We start from the raw sequence: 20,794 nt of genomic DNA, 5'->3' as shown, positions 1-20,794 counted from the left end.
GGGTATGACAATCGTCATATATCACTGGGTTTAACTGGAATTTGATACAACCGTATAGCCAGATTTAAGGAAGCGTCGAGCTCTCTGATTTTCGCAAAAGCCGGTTCGAGCGTATCGACGACCTCATCGATAAACAGATCGATATGGAATTTCAAGGTCGTTCCGAGCTGCCTTCCGTACGGCGTTTCCGGCGGAAACGCAAAAGGACGCAGTTGGATCGTATTCCCGCCCCTTGCCTGGTCCCTGACAAACCATGAAATAAACTCTAGAGCGACCAAGCCCTCTTCGGACCGTTCGATCTCAAATTCAAACTGGAGGAACACCTCATTTTCCAGTCCGCCGTTGGTGCGCCTTAAAGTGGCGTGGGGCAGGTGGGCATAATCGGATAGAGACAGCATTTCGCGGTCGATCGGCTCCAAATTCTCCACGTGGCTTTCTACGCTGACCATTCCTTTTAAACGCAGTAAAGTCTCATGAAAATTGTTGACATCGATAGGGTAATTGCTCATGTGATATTCCTTCTCTCTAAGATGATGAATATAGATTCGACAGCGGGACAACCGATCCTTTTTCGCAAAAAAGCTACGCCAATTGGAAAACAGTTCCTGAAGTCCCTATAGACCGACGGTCAGTCATATGGTAGTATAACCTATAGACTGACGGTCAGTCTATAGGAGGTATCGGTATGAAACGAATTGTTAAAGATCCGAAGACGCGGCGACAAGAGATTCTCACGGTTGCCGGAGAGCTGCTTAGACATCACGGATATGCAGGGACGACCGTAGAAGCGATTATTCAGAAGGCCGGCGTGGCAAAAGGGACTTTTTACTACTACTTTAAATCGAAGGAACAAATTCTGGACGCGCTTGTTCACGAACTGGTCGACCGGCTTTGCGAAACCTACCAACAAATCGCGGACGACCCTGCGATGGGCGTGATGGATAAGCTGCGCCACATGCTGCGGGGACAACATCAGCTGGCGGTTAACGAAAGCAAGTTGATGGAAGGGCTGCACCAGCCCGAGAACCGGGAGCTTCACGAGCGGATTAACGTCGAGATTATTGCGAAAATATCGCCGGTATTAGCCCAAGTCATCGAACAAGGCAAACAAGAATCTCTGTTTGATGTGGAGCATCCTTTGGAAACCATTCAGTTTCTTCTGGCGGGGTCGCAATTTTTGCTGGAGTCCGGCCTCTTCCACTGGAATCAAGAGGAACAGACGAGACGACTTAAGTCGATGCAGGCGATGATCGAGAGGTCCTTAGGCGCGAAGCGGGGCTCCTTTTCGTTTATTTAAGCGGGGGTGCGGGAATGAACGTCCGGGACGCAGCGTTTCGAAAATTTCTTATCGTTTGGGCGGGGCAGCTCTTCTCGGCGATCGGGAGCGGACTGACGGCTTTTGCGCTGGGGGTCTTTGTGTTTCAGAAGACCCAGTCGGCCATGGACTATTCGTTGATCATTCTTTTCAATTTTTTGCCGTCGTTTCTTATGCTTCCGTTCACCGGCGTGCTTGCCGACCGGTTCGACCGCAAGAAGATGATGATCCTGGGGGATGCCGGGTCGATCATAGGTATCTTGTTCATTTTGTTCGTCATGATGTCCGGAAACGTGGAATTGTGGCACATTTATTTGGGAGTCGCCTTAAGCTCGGTATCCACAGCGATCCAGACCCCCGCGTATAAAGCCGCCGTCTCCGATCTGGTGTCCGAAGAGCTGTATTCCCAAGCCAGCGGGCTTATTCAGTTGGCGGGATCGGCACAATATCTCATCTCTCCGATGATTGCCGGGTTCCTGGTCAGTGTTTTTGATATTAAGCTGGTTCTCATCCTAGATATCTTGACTTTCGTGATCGCCGTTGCCGCCGTGCTGGTGATTACGAAGCGCGAGGCTGCCCCGCGAAAGCAGGACAACGGGGATTTTTTCAGGGATCTGGCCGACTCCTTCCGCTATCTCCTCTCCCGAAAAGGGATTCTATGGCTGGTTGTGCTAACCTCCATGGTTTGCTTTTATATCGGGTTGCTTCAATCGCTGTTCGGGCCGATGGTGCTGGCCTTGGCCGATTCGAGGACCTTGGGGATCGCCCTTTCCTTATCCGCAACCGGAATGCTGGTAAGCAGCCTGTTGATCGGCGTATTCGGCTTAAAACGAAGCAAGGTGTTCCTCCTCTCCCTGTTTCTCGCGCTGGCCGGTCTGTTCTATGCCCTGATGGGTCTGTTCCCGGCCGTTGCGATGATTATCGTGTTCGGGTTCCTCTTTTTCGTCACGCTTCCGTTTGTGAATACAAGCCTGGAGGTGCTTATCCGAACAAATGTAGATAACGAAAACCAGGGCAGAGTATGGTCCATGGTTTACGCCATCTCGCAAGTGGGCTTCATCCTAGCCTTCGGGTCGGCGGGTTTCTTATCGGATTACGTGTTTAACCCGCTGCTTCTTCCGGACGGGGCACTGAGTCAAACGGTCGGGCAGTTCATCGGGACCGGGCAAGGCAGAGGCATCGGCTTACTGTTCGTTCTTTCCGGGTTGTTCGTTGCTCTCCTTGGTCTGATGATCGGGCGGGTGAAGAAAATCAAAGCGCTGGAGTCAGACGCAGCCGGGGAAGCAAGAGCAGCCGATGTGTCTGGCTGAGCGGCGGGACCGCGTCCGGCCAAGGCAGGCGCACGGGAAAAGCCGATGCGGCATTCAGGCTATCTGCGCCTGACGCTTCATCGGCTTCTAGTATGCGATGCTGTTATCCCTCGTTCTGTAAAAAAGAAACGCCCCTTAAGGCGTTCCAATGTACGTCCGGTCAGACAACGAACTCCGACATAATCGTGCTAATATCATAAGGCGTTACGCCCCGGTCCACCGCAAACACCGTCTTGGCCTCGTCCGCACGCTCTACCATGCGACCTCTGGCCGTTGCGTGCAGCGTGAACAAATCATACAGGGTCGGCTTCGTCAGCGTGGTCATAGCTTTGCCCATCAGGACCATCCCTTTTTGATTGCCCTCGACATTGTTATAGTAGTACGGATGCTTCTTCAAAGCCAAATCCGTCCAGATCACGGTTCGTTCCACCAGGTCCAGAATGACCGGAATAGCAATCTGAGTATCAGCGGTGAGATCGATTTTATCGACCACGGTCGAAGGCTCGAACGCCTCCCCGGTCTTCGGGGACTGCCGCATCATCCAACCGGCATAGCATTCCGGCAAGTTGCAATAGGGCTGCTCTGTGAACGAATTCAGCGAGGCGACGATGAATCGACCGCCATACCGGACGATCGAAGGAATATGCAGATCGATAAACTCGCAAGCGCCTTGAGGAGCCGATGTAATATCGCCGCTATGCGCGGCTTTGTATTTATCGGACCGCAGATTCGTATACGAAATATGCTCCACGTACTGCCAATTCTTATCATACATCACCGCCGACAAGTCGATATCGACACGCCCTGTATGCTTGCCGCTGACCATCCCTTCCTTCCACCAGAGGAAAAAGCGGATCGTATCCCCCTCCGGCATCTTAACCCGGCTGCCTCGAACGATTGTACGCAGCGCTTTGCTGGCCGACCGCTGCGAGAACGGCATCAAATACTGCTTCAAGCTTTCGTCGATATAGACGTCTCCTAGTGGCGGGAGCTCCGAGAAGCGGCGGATTAAGGCACGTCTGCATGTGTCGACCACCGCTTCGCAAGCATCCGGATGAATACCCGGCAGTATATTTGGAATGGCCATGGCCTTCGCCACATTTCCTTTTGGGAAAAAGGTGCGCAGCTCGCGCATTTCCTGTCGATGGCTAAAATGAGCCATGACCTGCAGCAGCACCGGTGTGGACGCCTGATCAGCGACCTCGGCGAATTGGTCAATCATTTGCGCGCTATCCTCGGACAGCCGCAACAGATGATCCAAGCGTCGGGCGAATTCGCCCGCGCGCGTTTTCAGCAAAGCTGCCGCGAGCAGCGTATCCTTCCGGCGAAGCGCAAGCTCCACTTTTCCGCCAAACGTTTCGTACGGTTTATCGTTGCGGAGAATATCGAAGGCCTCTTGGCAGCGGGCATACCGGTTTTTGTATTCGGTGGGATGCAAAATTTCTCCAAGACGTATCCAGCGATGCTTATAGCGCAGCATATCTTCGACGATATTGCCGCACCGGTCCAGCAGCCCCAGAAGCAAGCGCCGTTCGGCGCGTTTGAATTTGCGGAACTTCGTGTTCGCCGCCAGACTGACATCCCCATCCGAAAGCGCAGCAGCCAAGCGCAGCACGTCCGTTGCAGTCTTCACGTATTTTCCGACGAGGTCAAGGCTGGCCTTGTTGTACTTCAGCAGCGCACCGACCACAAAGCCCACATTTTCTTTCAAAGGAATCTCATTCAGCAGCACGGCGCTCAGATCGTCGTAGGCTGCGATGACCCACTCGATATCTTCCTTGTCTTGTTCGGAAATCGAGCCGTTCGCCGCGATGAGATTGCGGATCGTTTGATCGAAATGTTCCGCGCTTCCCAGATCGATGATTTTCAGATCCACTTGATCCAGCAGCGGGATTCTCTCTAGGGCTTCGTGCTCGGGCAGCTCAAGGGTGAGGTAGTGATAGATGGCGTGCAGATACAGCTCGGCTTGGCTGAGCAGCATCACTTGCTCGGGAAAATTGGGGTACATCGGTTTGAAGTTCACATTCGCTCCCAGAAGCGATTTCAAGTCCGCCACAAGCTGGTGGTAGAACGCCGTGAACTCTTCGATGGACAGGGTGCGAAGGACTTCCATTAACGATCTGGAGAACGTAAAGCCCAGGTACTCGATATTTTTCAAGGCAGTTGCCATATATTTATCGGGAAGCGCATGACGGCCGGGTTGGACGATGACTTTTCGGTTTCTTCTCAGGTAAATGACGTTTTTCATTATAAGACTCCGGGAAGCAAAGAATTCGGCAGCCCGGATGCCTCCTCTCCATAACGGATGGATCGTCATCAGGAAATTCGCATCTCTAATATCAGGGTTAGGTAGAAGGAAGAGATGCGATAGCCTGATGATGGTCAATCGCTTCAGGAAAGCCGCTACCCTAATGTCCAATGGTTAGTAGAAGGAAGGATGGCGATAGCCTGAAGAGATTTTCCCGGAAGTTTCGCGCCTTGCGGCGTTGACTTCCTGAGGATGATTATTCCATAGTTTGGAGCACCCGAACAGGGTGAAAGTATTACGACAGTGGGGTTGGGTGCATCATTTCTTGTTCCAATAACGGGATAGACCACTAAGAATTCAATCATTGTGAAGACGCATTACGGTAACATGTACGGGGGCAGAATGGGGTTTTAGAAGGAGATATCATAGGGTAAACAAGCTGACGCCAGTTTAGTTTTGACGCCAGCTTGCTAAGGAGCGAATTAAGTAATCTGTTCTCGGATTTCTTCGGGGATTGTTTTAAGGAAGAATTCCAGTTGTTCAGGCCTGATGAATTTTAGCATCTTCTTTTTTTGTTCAATGCTTAAGTCCGGGTTACAAAGTGCGGCTCTAACTCGTTCTTGAACCGATCCTTGGATGTCACTTCGATATCGTTCAATCTCATTGTTCACCACTTTGTCTCCTTTGTTCATTATTTACAGTAGGAATCAATGGTGTCTAGCAATATCTCAACATAGCGCCTATAGTCGAACCATTTCTTATCGATATGGATTTCTGTATCATCATCAATCATTCGTAACGCTTCACGCGGATTTAAGATATCATATCTTGGCTCATAAATTTCGGTGAAGGGTGGTCGTCCATTTACATCCATAGGAATGATAGGTTTTGCCCCTAGCAAATGTGCCTCGTATAATGCTAAGGTTAAGCTTCCTCCGATCGTTACTGAAATGGCAGCCTTTGCCTTGGACAGAAGTCGGTAATACTCTTGCTGGGGTAACTTCCCAACTTCAATGCCCAAATCCCTCCACAAGCTCACAGGGTAATGGATCTGCGGTTCAACAGGAGAGGTAATCACGGTTCGGTACCCCTTATCTTTGAGTTCCATTGCCATTCTAACCGATAGGTATGGTTGATAAAACTCATTTAATCGCCCGGGAAATACAACTAATTTCTCTCGGTCTTTCGTCGGTTTGGTTTCATCAATAATTGCATTAATCTTCTCATGATCATATGGGAAGCCGGCTGCAATAACTTTAACGGAACTGTTAGGACCCGTCGACCTTTCTCCCCATTCCAACATCGACGGATTGGTATACAGAATGGCCTTACAAGATGGGTGTTGAAAAATCCATAATGTCTCCGGATCAACGACATTGGTAAAAGGATTCCATACGTCATGCTCCATAATAATGAGATGCTTTGGCGCAGGCTTAGCCTGACGAACCAAGTCGAATAATGTATACCTTGTAATCAAGACCACATCATCAGGATTTTCGGGCAAATCCGGACTGAACCTAAAATCAACTTTCGCTTCCTGAAGTCCTTTTCTTAATCCGGATAAATAGTTAGGATACCATGCTGTTTTGTCGGTCGGATCAACGAGTATATGAATCAAGGTCCTATCTTCCCTTCGTAGTCCAAAATGCAAAGCCCTGATTAACTCATATCTTAATTATAATTCAATGGAAGTGTCAAACGTTTAAAATTTCTAGAAAAGCCGAGATTGGAACTAGTCTTGCTTTCTTTAACGACAAGGATGAAAAACTAGGTCAGGTATGAGGGTTTATAGCGGCGCCCCTCATAATTCGCTCCTCGCCAAAGCAGCAAAAAAGAGGGGGCTCGCCCCTCTTAATGTAGCTGGAATTGTTAGAGCAACCATTGCTCGCAATTATTAGCCATCTCCTGCAATTCATTTATAAAAATACCGGCATGGTATCCGTCGCAAACCGCATGATGGACCTGCAAAGAAACGGGTAGCAAAATTTCGTCGGCTTGTTCAAAATATTTGCCGCACGTCGTAATCGGCAGCAAATACCGTCCATCCGTATAAATATTCAGATTGAACCCGGTGAAGCTAACCCAGGGAATACATGAAACATTGATCGTATTCGGCGGCTCATTTCCTTTTGCGGATAAGCCCTTCACTTCGCCATACTTACTCATATCATCCAGATAGTTTTGATAAAACATATCGAAGTCGTTCGAAAAATCGGTCCACATGGTAGAAAACGTTTTGTCATCTTTATGAAAAAAGGTAAAGCTGGGCAGCATCTTTTCCCAATACCCCAACTCCCCTTCTTTATTGAAACAAACCCGAAATTCGCGATGCGTATTCACCGTTTTTGTAACCATATAAAGAAACGCAGGATAAAGCTTAAGACCTTTTGCCCGAAGGGTTGGGAGCAATTTAGTAATGTTCAAGTTGGCCGTTATGCTGAATGTACATCTGGTCACATTCATAAAATGCCCGAAATACGCCCGTCTTTCCCATTGGTTCATATCGATTACCGTAAAGTTCAATTGGATAACCTCCTAAAATAGTAAATTGCTTATTTTAGGAGGCTAACTCGCTTGCTCGTTTCATATTACCATTCCCTTCCTCGCTTTAGGGCTATTTCCACGCCCATGACATAAGTATATAGCTATATTTGATGGATGGAAACGGCATCAATAATTGAAATAGAAAAGTACCAGTTCAATAACATTGGGAAGGTGACTTGATCTCTGATATTCATCATAACCGTGGCAACAAACTGCATAGATTCCCTGTCGAGTCAGCAGTCGCTTCGCCGATCATCATACCCACAGAAGCTCCATGTCAAGCCGCAGCACCGTAATTTGCTAGATCGATTTTGAGAGCTTACGAAAATTCTTGACAGACTCTCCTGGGGTTCGCATTTACAGCCCCATAATTTACTATCCCACTTTAACGCTTAATTACTCCCTACTAGTACCCCAACACCTTCTTTATTACTTGTATCCAGTCTTCTCGCAGTTCCTTGGTAATCGCTTCTTGGTAAACCTTTTTTCTTGTTTCCGACATCGCCTTTGGTAAATCCCCCTGCATCCTCCCAAGTGTCTTCGCATCTTGCTTAGTAAGCGGACGGCTCTGAGAATGCACATGTTCCTTGTAGGTAGCAGCATCCATACGCATGACCTGTACATCCCCTAATGTTTCTAAATTCATTTGCATTTGCACGCCTGGGAGGTCAAAGTCACCGGAGTAATGAATCGTACAATTTGGATTAAATTCAATACATTTCACAATAAAATGTTTAGCCGCAGCGCGTGCCTGCCCTGATATACATACAAGAATCGGAAAATGATCGGGAACTTGTTCAAGCGACATCCCGCTTGTCTCCAAAAAATGAACGGTTTCATCTACTAAAAACGAAAACACAGATGGATTCTCAAAAACATACAGGTCAGCAGGTTTAAACCAACTTTGACTAGCATGCAGTTCACTTAAGTTCAGTGTTCTAGCTGCTGTTCCATAATGCTCATTCGGTATATACGCATGCACATACGAGCTTATATCGTCTGCCATAATACCTGAAACCCGATAAATATATCTGCGCTTCATAAAATCAGGAACCAGCAAATGATCATTCCCTGTTATTTGACCGCTCTTTAGTTGTCGGGTGTGGATGTCGTCTAAAGCATGCCATAATAATCTCCCTGCCGGAAATTGCATATCAAAAGCATGCGAGTCACTTTCTGTTATAAATTGCGCGAATATTGGAAGGTATACCCAAGGGACACTCCCCCCTATTTTTTCCAACATTTTGTCATTTTCAACAAATAGATACCACAATGCTTTTAAGCAATAAAATATCATTTCGACGGAATCGGTATTTGTTCGCATCGTATGCTGGACAATTCTGTAACCGGATGCTTTTCCATCCTGCAGCCTTTGAAGCCAATTAAACGTTTTGCCTTCTAATGTTTGATTAGCGGCACTAAATCCCATGCGGCTCATAAAAAGACTGCTGGCCCGCTCAAACAATGTGTGCCATGCCTGCTCCTGCAGCTGCCGCCGCTCTACATTAGTCACCAAAGGCATACCGTATAACACTTCATGCAATTCGGGGATATCCAGTTTATATCCCTGTGCGATCTCCTCAGCAAACACTTTCAAATGAACTTCAATCGTGGAACCTGGCCGAATAAACCGCTCTAACCGGCTGCCAAAAAACTCTTGCAGTCTTGTGGCTTCATCATTCGATGCCACCTTGACGTTAACCTTTCCTCTTACCCCGTTTTGCCCCCTGTATTTCTTAAATACGGCTTCCAACAAATTGGACAACAGCGGATCACTATAGTACTGTTTCGCTGATTTCCTGGCTCTTTCCTCCATTATTAAAACGCCTCACTTATGCTTACTACCGGAATCACTTTTCGACAAGTGTCCGCTTTTTTCCATCCCAACGATAATGGAATAACGTAATTGTATTCGAATCTTTGGGCCGATGAATCTCATAAATCGCTAGGCGCGGAACCGAATCATAACATCCCCAGAGCACTTGTGAGGTCATCATATAATCAAAGCCCATATCGGTCAGCAACAAAAACATGTCACGAATATTGGCATCATCGACACCAGCAAAAGCTTCATCCAACGAGATAATTTTCGGCGCATCTCCGCTAGCATCGCTATATCGGGAATACGTAGCAGCCAGCAGCGGAATGTACATCGACATTGCTTTTTCTCCGCCGCTCAGTACATTAAACTTATCGTCTTTTAATTCCTTATAGGCAAGCTTATCCCCTTTGCGATACAACAATGTAAACTTAAACCAAGTGCGGTAATCAAGTAATTTATAAATATAATCTCGAAAAGTCCCTTGCTCTTCATCGGCGCTTTGTTTAGCTAGCAAAATTCGATTACGGAAATGGGCAATAACCTGCTCGACTTCTGCATCATCCAAACGATGTGAATCTCGCAGCAATAATTCCACTAACGTTCCCGTATCCCAATCGGACTCAAATTCTCCCGTCTTTGCTGTCCATTGCAAAGACAACTGCAGACCACTTGATGTATCTCGCTGTTTCATAAGATCATTCATCTGTGCAACCCAATCTTTGGCCCGATGAATCCGAAGCCGAATCGCCCGACCGACACTGCGTAAAATAATTTCCTCATATAGCTCCCGGTCTTTCTCCGTCAGAAGCACCTGCTGCTCTTGCTCCGAAGCTCGCACTTCTTCCAACAGTTGCGTTAGCGATAAGGGATGCAGACGATCTTGCTTAGACGTGATTATCACTCTCCCGGATGCAAGATACTCACGCTCCAAGACATAGTCTATTAAAGAGCCACGAGTTATAGAAAAAGTCTCCTGAAGATCATTAGAAACACGATCCTTTGTTACGTACTCAAACGATGATTCATATTCTTTTACGATTTGCTTACACTGCCTGCGAACTGCCTTCTCATCCTCGTGATGATTGGCAAACTCCCTCCATCGCGGAGTAAGAGAAAACTCAAGCTCCGTATACCAAAGCTCCAAGCCCCTTTCCATCTGGGCTTCACATTGCTGCAATTCCTTGGATTGAAATTCCAGTTTTACTCTCGTTTCCGCTAAAGCGCTCCCAAGTTGCTCTTTTTTCCCTCTTAAATCATCCATTGCTTTTCGTACATTAATCTTTAATTGTTTGAGGTGCTGAATTTGCAAATAAACAGCTTCAATATCCATTTCCTGAATAAGCTTCCGTAGTTGTTCGGTCTGCGCCGCATATTTGCGTTCACGTTCCTCAAACTCTCGCCGTTCATCATAATCGTCCTCTAGCAAAATTAAAATATCCGCTAGCTGTTCTTCATAGCTGGCATGATTTCGTGTCATTTCTTGCACACGTATTAAAGTGGAGGACAACTCTGAGACTAGGTTCCCATACGCTCCGCATAGTTCAATGGCTTCGCTAATCGACTTCTCCTGCTTTAAACCTGACCACGCCTCTGTTAGTTCGATCAGTTGCAATTGAATTTCTTTCTTAGCTGCCACCTTTTCTTTGTACCAAGCTTCCACTTTCTGCTCTTGCTTCATCACCTCAGCAAGCCGATAGGAAGTCTGTAACAACGTGTCCATCTGAAGCTGTAGCTCTCCATCTTTCGGAAAAGCATCTAGTTCATTACGCAATTGCTGCTGTTGTTCTCTATTTGCGTGCAGGTCATTTTCAACATTATTAATCTGATCCAGAAGATGTTGTTTTTCGGTCTGCAAACGCTCGATTTCAAGCTGCTTCGTACGCAATCGTGTCTCTGTACCAATGTACTCTGCCCGGCTTTTCGACAAATTTCTGCCCATCAACGAGCCTAGGCGGAAGCTGCCATTACGGTTGACATGCATATTGCTGTTAAAAGACATATTGCTTATTTCTCCCCGCGACCATTCAATACTGCTCAGTACCAGTTGAATATCCTCAAGAGATAACCCGCTATTTAGCGGAGGAGTTCCATACAACACATCAGCAAGTGTACTTCCTTGCACGGGGTTAGGCTCAAGCCAAATCTCCTCAGCATTGTCTTGATGCCATAGCGCGAGCTTCCCGCCTGGAACAATCCAAGCATCTAAAAGCCCGGCTTGCACTAACGTTTCTTCCAACTGCGCTCGGTCACTTTCAGAAAGAGAAGAATGAAATTCACATGCCGCATAAAGCGGCGCTCCCATTTCAGCCCCTCTTTGTTGCCGGGAGAGAAGCCGTCCGGTCGTTCTAGCTGGCTCTGGTTCTCTTGAAGCCTGCCATTGTTGTATTTCCTGCTCGATTCGATTACATTCTGTGTTCAGCGACTCCTGTTGCTGTTGCAGCTTTACCTGTTGTCCGATTAAATCGTGATTCTGATGTTCAAAAGCTTGGATGACCGGCTGTCGAACAAGATCGTATTGACGCTTCAGCGGTGTTAACATAGATACAGCCCGCAAACATTCCCGTATCAGTTCGCTTTCCAATGTTAATTGATTCAACTGCTCATGCCAACGCAACAGTTCCTCTTTTAAGGTCTGTTTAAACCCTTCTAATTCATCTTCTTCAATTGAATATTGTCCCTCTAACAAATTCCGCTCTTTATGAACTTCTCCCAATTGAATTTCAGCTTCTGCAACGGCTTTAGCAGCTTCATTCACCTTTCTTGCCGCCTCTAAGGCTGCAGTTAACGCTTTTTTATGGTTGTCGAGGTCTTTTTTCCAGTTAACTGTCCAACGTTCATCTCCTTGCATGCCACGCTGCCATAAGCCATGATAAATGTCATGCTCACGAAATTCCATCATCCGGGCATGCTCTTCAAGTTCTTCGATAATTTGAAGCTGTACAGCTGATAATTCAGATAATTTCCCATTTAAAAATGAGATTTCATTCCGTATTTTTTCAGATGTTTTAGTATTACTGTTTATCCGCTCGCCGATGCCCTTTAGCTGTTTTCGCGTATCATTTAACTGGCCTTCCGACACCTCCAGTTCTCTTTGTTTCTCCATTACTTCACTTCTATTAAGAACCTCAAGCTCCATTTCGGCTTTTTCTAATTGCTGCCGATTTTGCTCTAAGACATCTACGATAGCAGCTTCTGCTTTCTCGGTTTCCTTTTTTTGAACATCCAAAATATGAAGCTCCTGCGATAGATCATCCTTCACTTTCAATAATTCCAATAAACGTTTAGAATATGTCTGGAGCAAAAAATTACAATAACGATCATACTGGTCATGCAGCTTTTCGATTTCTATGCGATGTAACTGCAATTCTTCCAAACGATCTGTAATTTGGTCCATATCCTCCAAAACATCGGTGAGCGGATTCAAGTCGGCATCATGCAATGGCGGTAAAGCTCGCGTCAAAATCTCATACATAGAGGAAGGTTTAAAATCTTTTGATAACTTGGGGCTGCGCAATTCCAATAGCAGTTTCAATAAATCCTGATAGGACTCTACGTCTTGAAAACCAAACAAAGCTTTATTGACCATGTCCCGATAGGCGCTTTGCTCCTGCACGACCTGACCGCCCTCGCCGATCACTTCCTCCAGCCTTTTTCGATTCAAAGGCGTTTTTGTTTCTTGTTCCAGCCAAAGCTCGCGATCATACAACCAGCAGTCATAATTAATTCTCCGGCCGTCATCCAGCAAAAAACCCCAAAAGCCAATTTGCGTTACCCCACGACGCGCTCGCACACCAATACCGATCGTTTTGTATAGCTTTTTTTCCGTATGATAAAACTCTAGCCACAAATATCCTGTTCTGTCTGTATGTCCTTCTTCCGCATCGCCCAGCAAATAATACTCCAAACGACGATCACGGGAACCAAATGGATCTAAACGTTGCGGTCTCTTATCTCCATCTAACACAAGCGGAAGAAAGCTTTGCATCGTAACCGACTTGCCAGAACCATTTGTCCCTCTTAAAATAATTCGCCCTGCTTCAAGACAAAATTCTTCCTCATCATAATGCCAAAAATTTAAAATACCTGCCCGGTTCATCTGCCACCGTGAAGTATGGTCGACTATGGCAACCTCCACATCCGCTACGGTATCTAGCCGCATAAAACTTCCCCCTCATATCTCTAATTCAATCGGCCCATACTTAGCTGTCCAACGTCCAGCAATCGCATAAAGCACAAACAAGCCATCTTCTCCCCACTCGCCAAATCCCCACTCCATCAAATGATCGCATACCTCCGCTGCTAATTCAGGGGACTTCATTTTACTGTAATCGCTTATCCAATATTTTTTGTAATCACTTTGCAACTGAATTAATATCCTTTCAATCTCTCCTTTAGTAAGATGGATCGTTCCATCTTGCTCTACGTTTATACTAGAATAAGCAGTAGTCGCTTCATTACGGATGACACCACATACTAACAGGGCTATATCTGAAATAGATGACAGCGTAGGAAACAGCTCCGCCTCCGCAATAGGTTCCGACTCAAAAAAAACAATACCTTCACGATACCTGCTACCTTCCCAGCCAAACATCGATTTAATTTGCGTTAATATATTTTTTCGTTGTCCGTGGAAATATAACAAGTCGTCACGCCAAAATCGATCATGGACGACCGGCTCTAGTAAATAGCGGCGATAGAGATGATGCTTTCGACGCCGATTTTGTTCTTCTTGCTCCGTACCATAATCTAAAGTTTCGCGCAGTTCATCCATCGTCGTATATTCGGTAAGTGCCTTGGGAAAGTTGCGCAATACATACCGGGAATAGGAGGTACACTCATACAGCACATCGCTAGTATTGGCGTCACTTTGCGCCCAATGAGATTCTTGGCCATCAACAGCTTGCACAACGCCCATGTTTTTCAGTTTTTTTAACGCTCTCGCCATCGACAAACGATGAAAGTAATTTTTCCAATCCACTTCCATTCCTTGTTCTGACATATACTCGCGAATTTCTTTCACGAGGGCGGTTAATAGAAACTGTTCTTGCTCCAGTTTACTTTCCAGAAACCACAGCGCATAAGTAAATAAAGCATAATCAAGCGGCTCGCGAAATTCGCGAAATCCCATCCATGGATACGCTACTACAGGAGCTTTATCCAGCTTGGCTAGTTTGGCATTTACAAACAAAGAATAACCTGCAAAATCCATAAACCATTGCTTCAACTCAGGTTGTTTCTCTTTTATCCAGTAGTATAGTTGCGGATCATGCTCCTTTGTAATCCAAGGACGATTCAGCAGCGCATTCATACATGCGATTTTTCGATTCTCATGCTCAGCTTTATCGACAAGATTCGTTCGCCGTCTTTTCTCACGATTTGGCTTGCCTATTTTTATATTATCCATTTTATTCCCCCTCCTGTTATTCAGGAAAATTCTAAACTTCTATCCAATGAATCATCTCGTTCCAAGCATCACTATTGGCAACTTCAAACTGAAACTCATAGTTCAGCAGCTCCAGTTCTCCATCTTCGCATCGTAAGATCGTTCGCTCTTTATTGGGCGGCTGCTTTAGCTGGATTCTAACTCCTTCTGGCGTATAAAAAAACGATGTAGAGGCAGCTGTACATAAGCCGATCCATTGCAAAATTTGCAAACGTTCCGATACAGACACGGTATCGAACTCTGACATCCGAATTACTCTTTTTTCTACCATTTGAATTACAAAACGCAGCTCCTGTTTATGGCGTTGGATATATTCTTTTCTCAGCACCGCTTTCTTTGCCGATTTATCTATGACCGAATCTGTGTCCAAACGTTCATTCTTCTTGCGGCTCCGCGATCGTAAAGTAATTTCGTTTGGCGGTTCATGCCACATCGACATCTCTGAGCTATCCGATTCCCGATTATCTTGTCCCTGCAAATGCCGTGTCGGAAAAAGCCCAAATGCATACGCGGCCAGCTTGTGAGCGGAATTAATATCATCGCTTCGATAAAAACATTGACCCAAATAATCTAATTCCTTTCGTCGACTGATCGTTGATCGTTTACGCTCCTGAATGCGGATCGCGCTGCGCACCATCTTGACAACCGCTTCCTTAGAAGCTGCTTCTAATAGCGCAAGCTCGCTAGTCGAGCCCGTCTCCCCGATAAACCACCTTTTTAAACCATTCCACTTCTCCAATAACTCCTCAAAATATTGCTCTTTCGTCACCATTTCTTCCACCTTAGGAATACGCCATTCATCTTCAACAACAGCATGAAGAAATAAGTCCCTTACCCCTGCTTTAATTTGTTCCAGATTACCTTCTATCTTGAACGAACGTCGCTGTAGCGCTTGTACGAAATCCCTTAAATACTGCGTAATGGAGTCCTTATATAACAAAAAAGCATCCGTGGCCATCAGCTCCTCTGCCTTATTTGTTTGAAGGCTCGCTATATAATCCACAGATGTCTCATGGAGCCTCTGAAACGAATTGTATAAACTGTTCCATAACTCCAGCGCCTGCCCCTGCTCGTATACACCCGCATGTTTTCGTATTCCGAATAACGTATCGGCAATCCAGTCGAAAAGTGTTGGCTCTAGCGAACCTCCATATCCGTGAACCTTCTCCAAACTCTCCAGCAAACGCTCAATCTCAATCGAATAAGGGGTCAACAGATATTGGTATTTTTTTCGTAAATACTCCTCAACCGTAACCGACCTGCCGCCATCATGGCGAGAGCTTAAATTGCCCCACTCCACTAATTGCTCCAGGTCTAGCTGGCACTGCTCTAACGTGTAATTTTTATGCAACTGCCATGACATTACACCTTCGAAAATTTGCTCTGGCTTTAGCCAATAGTTGAGCTTTTGATATTGTTCATACAAAAAACGCATGATCGCGCGATAACGAGTCACATTGTCGGCATTCACATATTTCAACTCCGTGACACCGCGTAATGAAATTAAGCTAGGAATTTTACTCAAGCGAACCTCCTGAAAAAGTAAGAAATATGAGGTAACGTAGACTGGGGTTATTGGGGATTGCCAGCATGCAAAGACTGCAACCACTCGATCAAAACAGCCTGTGCTTTAAACTCTTTGTTTAAATTACAATACACGATCCCATTAAGGTCAGACGGGATTTTGGCCTGGCCCCGTCGACAAATAATTGTTCTACCTCTGCCCAACTGTGAAAAAAAGATACCGAACTCCAGAACAACATTGTCTCTCGGCTGCAGTGCATAATCATTCCTATACCATACCTTATCATCTTCATTGAAAATCAATATTGCCGCATCAACGTTCAAGCTAATGTCGCGCAAGCTATCCAGTGCATAATTTCCCAATGGAAATAATCCCCGCTTGTTCCACGGCAGGGGCTCATGACTTTCTTCCTCAATAATCATCGCTACTTGTCTCAGATCTGTTAGCGATTGCTGCGAGTTCGAGCTTCCAATGAAAATTTTCATCTACCACATGCTCCTCCTAATCCGTGCCACGCCTGCATGTCAGATTTTAGCTAATCATAACCTAAAAACAATCCATAGTCTACCATATAAAGTTTTAAAGCTTATTTTTGGAAATTAACTGTTGTTTTTCTTTTGAAAAGAAATTAAACTTTAAATATCTAAATATGGATGGTGAAAATCAGTTATGGAGGAACTACTTCATATAAAACCGTGGCTAGAAAAATGTGCGCATCAAAAAAGTCTTCTCGAATTGAGGGAAATACGCAAGCTTCTCCAAGACACACTCAAGCAAGTCGATCATTCACTGGAACAACAGGATCCAAAAGCCCGCGATCCGCATAAACGCTGCCCCAAGTGCCAATCTAGCCATGTGCGGAGGCATGGAACTGCTCCATTGGTGCGAATTTATTGCCTCGATTGCAGCAAAGCTTACGTCGTAAATCGGCAGCCGCTTTATTATCGAAGGAGACATCACAACACGATTCTTGACCTCATTGTTGAAATCCACACGACGAACAAGAGTTCTACCGAAATTATCCAGCACCTAGGAATATCCTCAAAAACCTACTACGTGTGGAGAAAAGAAATTCTCTCCGTTTTCCCGCAGCTAGAATCTAAATTCAAAAATAGACGAAAAAAGTAGCCTTTTCTCAGACTACCACCCTATCTTTAACCCACAACCAGAAAAATATTTGGTTAACCGGATTTTTCGACTAACCACAAATAAGGAAAATATAATAGCGAAATTTATGCTGTTCACAGAGATTTCGAATGCGTTCTACCGTAGGTTCCGTATCCTCCACTCAATATGCTGGTTTCCATCCATAGTAAGTTGCACGAGAAATCCTTAACCATATACAAGCTTGGGATACACTGCCCTCCCCTCCAATGGACTCCTTCCATGGGATCACGCTTTCCAGTTCCTTGTACTTTAGCACGTCGAGTTGCTGTTTCAGAAACCGGTTCTCGGCTTTCAACTTTTCGATTTCCGACGCATACTCAGGGCCTTTGCCGTTGCTATACTGTTTACCAAAATGCTGCTCCAATCGATGGCTTTTCCCACTACGATACCATCTTATCCAAGTCTTAAGTTGACGTATATTCAGCTGCTCTATCACTTTAATAGAATTCCTGCCAATCTCATCTCAATGTCTATCGGGTAACTGACTCTGGTGGACAAAAACACCTCCAAGGTTGGCCATATCTTATGACATGGTCGCATTCTCTTGTAGGTGTTATTTTGTCTCGCGCCAAGGGTCAGTCCCCATCGGATTAACCTTTTTTTCAATGCCCATTCTAAGAGGTGCACTTCAACTATAAGTAGGGGCTATTTGACGTTTAGCACATATTGACATGCCTACTGTACCGCCGATCAAGCCGCTGCCGATAAGTTCCAAGGATGGCGGGCAAGCAGACAAAAAACGTTAGGATAATGTTCCTCCTAGCGTCTTTTCCTTTCATTTAAGCTGTGCTTTTTTGCTTCTGCACGTATTTGCATCAATTCCGCAAACACTGTATCAGTCTATAACCCTTAGAAATCAATGGATTTTAGGCATCTGTATTACTTTGTTCAAAATGAATCCTCCCTTTAGCCACTCTATGTACCATTTCACGGATAATTAAAGTCTTGCTACGCATCCCTTATTTTCCTCGTTTTCTTACTCAACTTTTCATAGCAAAACAATATTCAGTTTTGTAATATATCCAGGGAGCAGGATCGGGAAAAAGGCAAGGCTAAACAGGCTAAACAATTGAGAAAAGCCATGAGAAAATTGATTGGGAAAATGATTGGGGATCGATTAGAAAGGCTTTTGGATGGGAATTAGCCTAAGAAACACATAGCAATATCAAGCGTTTCTAGTGCCGCGGCGAATCGTTTTCCATCTTTTGAAGTGGTGAGAAAACCGAGCGAGATCAGGACTATATGCCTGAGTTACGCTCGGCTTGAGGTAAGATTGAGGCTATGTTGGGACGATGAGTCTGCTCATGCTACGGCTTTCTACAGGGATAGCAGGAGTTTATTTGTTATCTCACAGGTTTATTTTTTTGGTTACACTCTTCGTACGATTAACGCGACCTTTTCCACATGCACCGTATGCGGGAGCATGTGAGAGTTGTTTGGATTCTGTGTTAGTTGATTAAAACCCTTGATTTATAAGGGTTTTAACCAACTCGTATTGTTCGTTTTGTTTGAGTTTTATTGGTTGTTGACGATGTTCGTCAACAAGTCGTCAACATACTATCTTCCCTTTAATAGGCCTTCCTATTATTGAATCACAAATTCATCTCTATTATCCCAATTTGGTTACCTTTCACTCGAAGACTTTTCCGCCAGATTATCTCCAATAAAAATCCCCAGATAGTTACATCCCTTTAAAGATGAGTTTCTCCCTTTGAAAGCAAATATTCATTCAATCCCTTTTGACGCAACTGACAAGCTGGACATTCCCCACAACCATCAGCAATAATTCCGTTGTAGCAAGTAAGTGTTTTTTGTCTAACATAATCAAATGCACCTAATTGATCTGCTAACTCCCATGTTTGAGTTTTATTTAACCACATTAGTGGAGTCTCAATAACAAATGGATAATCCATAGCTAAACTTAGTGTTACATTCAAAGATTTAATAAATATATCCCGACAATCAGGATAACCACTAAAATCTGTCTCACAAACCCCAGTTACAATATCCTTAGCGTTTATTTGCTTACCGAGCACAGCAGCAAAAGACAAGAACAGAAGATTACGTCCATCAACAAATGTTGTTGGTAGTTTTCCGTCTTCATTCTCTATCTTAATATCATTTCGAGTTAATGCATTTGGCGCTAACTGATTTAGAAGTGCCATATCAAGAATATGGTGCTTTATATTCAAGTCTTTACAAATAGCAGCGGCACATTCGAGCTCTAGGATATGTCTTTGACCGTAGTTAAAAGTAACTGCTTCTACTTCATTGTATCTGTCAATAGCCCAAAATAAACAAGTTGTGCTATCTTGTCCACCACTAAAAACAACAATTGCTTTGTCCTTTTTGATTAACATTTCACTTCTCCCTTACAAAAACAAACATAATTAATTTAAAGCGTATGATACCCTTCTCTTGAAAACCATTCGTTATTCAAGAGTCGCTTGGTTGCAATTGTATAATATTTCGAGTTTGGTCTCCCCCAATTAATAATATTCGTTTTTGCATCTTTTGTTGTCCCCTCAACTTCAATATATCGAGGACTGATACTGTCAGAGATATGCTTCAACAAATCCTCAAGCAGCCTTCCTTTTGCACTTGTGAATTCGTGAGCAATAATAGATTCCAACGAATGAGCTTCCAGCATTAATTTATCCGGAATATACGAAACCACAATTTTGCTAAAATTTGAATCACATTCTTTTATAGCGATTTTCACAGTAACAAAGTGATCTCTTTCTGGATATTTATTGGGTATAGTTTTAAAAATTGGACTCATAGAACCGTCATCATAGGTCATAAAATCCCCACCTTTTGGTTATCCTTATTCAGCCATAACAAGAATTCCAACTCTAAAGGAATAAATTGCGGAAATGTAGATCTTATCCATTTTTGAAAAGATAGGTATTCCATCTGATAATCATTAATTCTTGACCACTTGCAATTAAAAAATTTTGGCATGTTATATTTCCTGAACTTATCCAATATTATATTATCTATTGGGATATGACAAAACTGGTAAACCTCTGTATAGCCTCCAACCCGTTCTTCCCTAAGTGCAAACATGTATTTCAACGTCATGTTAATCCACTTTTGTGCTTGACCTATATTAAATGTATAAGAATATGTGGTATATATTTGTTTCAATCCCATGCAAGCTTGATAATGCCATTGATCAAATTCCGTTAGATCTATATCCTTATCTTTTAACGAATCGATTTTTGATCTAAGAAATTTTCTACTTTCCTCAAATAATTCCTCTCTGCGTTCCAGACCTGCCATTCCATGCAACGTACGATTAAAGTCTAAATATGCTCTTCGGATGCTTGCGTCAATATAATCTTCAAACTCACCAAAATAAGTTCTTATAAAAAAATCCTCAAAATCTATAGGGGACAAATTTTTCAATGTAAACAC

At 44.5% G+C, this 20,794-nt stretch carries 15 protein-coding genes; 2 read left to right on the top strand and 13 right to left on the bottom strand.

The window, feature by feature from the left end; genetic code table 11:
- Positions 1 to 14: 14 nt before the first annotated feature.
- Positions 15 to 509, bottom strand: coding sequence for a hypothetical protein (locus QMG93_RS13785; protein WP_281937319.1), 495 nt, complete (start codon positions 507 to 509; stop codon positions 15 to 17).
- A 176-nt stretch (positions 510 to 685) separates the two neighbouring features.
- Between QMG93_RS13785 and QMG93_RS13780 the strand changes: the two genes are divergently transcribed.
- Both QMG93_RS13780 and QMG93_RS13775 read left to right on the top strand, forming a co-directional pair.
- Positions 686 to 1,297, top strand: a complete 612-nt coding sequence (locus QMG93_RS13780; protein WP_281937317.1) for a TetR/AcrR family transcriptional regulator — start codon at positions 686 to 688, stop codon at positions 1,295 to 1,297.
- Between the two features lie 14 nt (positions 1,298 to 1,311).
- Positions 1,312 to 2,625 carry an MFS transporter gene (locus tag QMG93_RS13775; protein WP_281937315.1) on the top strand — a complete coding sequence of 438 codons (1,314 nt, stop codon included), beginning with the start codon at positions 1,312 to 1,314 and terminating at the stop codon, positions 2,623 to 2,625.
- Positions 2,626 to 2,785: 160 nt separating this feature from the next.
- Here QMG93_RS13775 and QMG93_RS13770 read toward each other — a convergent pair whose 3' ends face one another.
- The 12 genes from QMG93_RS13770 to QMG93_RS13715 form a co-directional block, all read right to left on the bottom strand.
- Positions 2,786 to 4,873 (bottom strand): TerD family protein, encoded by a 2,088-nt coding sequence (locus tag QMG93_RS13770; RefSeq protein WP_281937313.1) that lies wholly within the window; start codon positions 4,871 to 4,873, stop codon positions 2,786 to 2,788.
- Between the two features lie 482 nt (positions 4,874 to 5,355).
- Complete coding sequence (locus QMG93_RS13765) at positions 5,356 to 5,544, bottom strand: hypothetical protein (protein ID WP_281937312.1); 189 nt, start codon at positions 5,542 to 5,544, stop codon at positions 5,356 to 5,358.
- A gap of 20 nt (positions 5,545 to 5,564) precedes the next feature.
- Complete coding sequence (locus QMG93_RS13760) at positions 5,565 to 6,491, bottom strand: hypothetical protein (RefSeq protein ID WP_281937311.1); 927 nt, start codon at positions 6,489 to 6,491, stop codon at positions 5,565 to 5,567.
- Positions 6,492 to 6,742: 251 nt separating this feature from the next.
- Positions 6,743 to 7,396, bottom strand: coding sequence for a type A chloramphenicol O-acetyltransferase (gene catA / locus QMG93_RS13755; RefSeq protein ID WP_281937310.1), 654 nt, complete (start codon positions 7,394 to 7,396; stop codon positions 6,743 to 6,745).
- Between the two features lie 427 nt (positions 7,397 to 7,823).
- Entirely contained in the window at positions 7,824 to 9,233 is a 1,410-nt protein-coding gene (locus QMG93_RS13750) for a TIGR02679 domain-containing protein (RefSeq protein WP_281937309.1), read from the bottom strand.
- A gap of 34 nt (positions 9,234 to 9,267) precedes the next feature.
- Complete coding sequence (locus tag QMG93_RS13745; RefSeq protein WP_281937308.1) at positions 9,268 to 13,398, bottom strand: TIGR02680 family protein; 4,131 nt, start codon at positions 13,396 to 13,398, stop codon at positions 9,268 to 9,270.
- Between the two features lie 12 nt (positions 13,399 to 13,410).
- Complete coding sequence (locus tag QMG93_RS13740; protein WP_281937307.1) at positions 13,411 to 14,643, bottom strand: TIGR02678 family protein; 1,233 nt, start codon at positions 14,641 to 14,643, stop codon at positions 13,411 to 13,413.
- Between the two features lie 31 nt (positions 14,644 to 14,674).
- Positions 14,675 to 16,207 (bottom strand): TIGR02677 family protein, encoded by a 1,533-nt coding sequence (locus QMG93_RS13735; RefSeq protein WP_281937305.1) that lies wholly within the window; start codon positions 16,205 to 16,207, stop codon positions 14,675 to 14,677.
- Positions 16,208 to 16,254: 47 nt separating this feature from the next.
- Positions 16,255 to 16,692, bottom strand: coding sequence for a nucleotide-binding protein (locus tag QMG93_RS13730; RefSeq protein ID WP_281937303.1), 438 nt, complete (start codon positions 16,690 to 16,692; stop codon positions 16,255 to 16,257).
- Positions 16,693 to 19,065: 2,373 nt separating this feature from the next.
- On the bottom strand, positions 19,066 to 19,728 hold the full coding sequence (gene queC, locus QMG93_RS13725) for a 7-cyano-7-deazaguanine synthase QueC (protein ID WP_281937656.1): 663 nt from the start codon (positions 19,726 to 19,728) through the stop codon (positions 19,066 to 19,068).
- Between the two features lie 41 nt (positions 19,729 to 19,769).
- A complete protein-coding gene (locus tag QMG93_RS13720) occupies positions 19,770 to 20,177 on the bottom strand; it encodes a hypothetical protein (RefSeq protein ID WP_281937302.1) in 408 nt (135 codons plus the stop codon).
- Entirely contained in the window at positions 20,174 to 20,785 is a 612-nt protein-coding gene (locus tag QMG93_RS13715) for a hypothetical protein (protein ID WP_281937300.1), read from the bottom strand. The genes QMG93_RS13720 and QMG93_RS13715 overlap by 4 nt, the downstream gene beginning before the upstream one ends.
- Positions 20,786 to 20,794: the final 9 nt, after the last annotated feature.

The sequence above is a fragment of the Paenibacillus tyrphae genome (assembly GCF_027925525.1).
Taxonomy (GTDB): Bacteria; Bacillota; Bacilli; order Paenibacillales; family NBRC-103111; genus Paenibacillus_G; species Paenibacillus_G tyrfis_B.
This window is presented reverse-complemented; position numbering and strand designations above follow the sequence as displayed.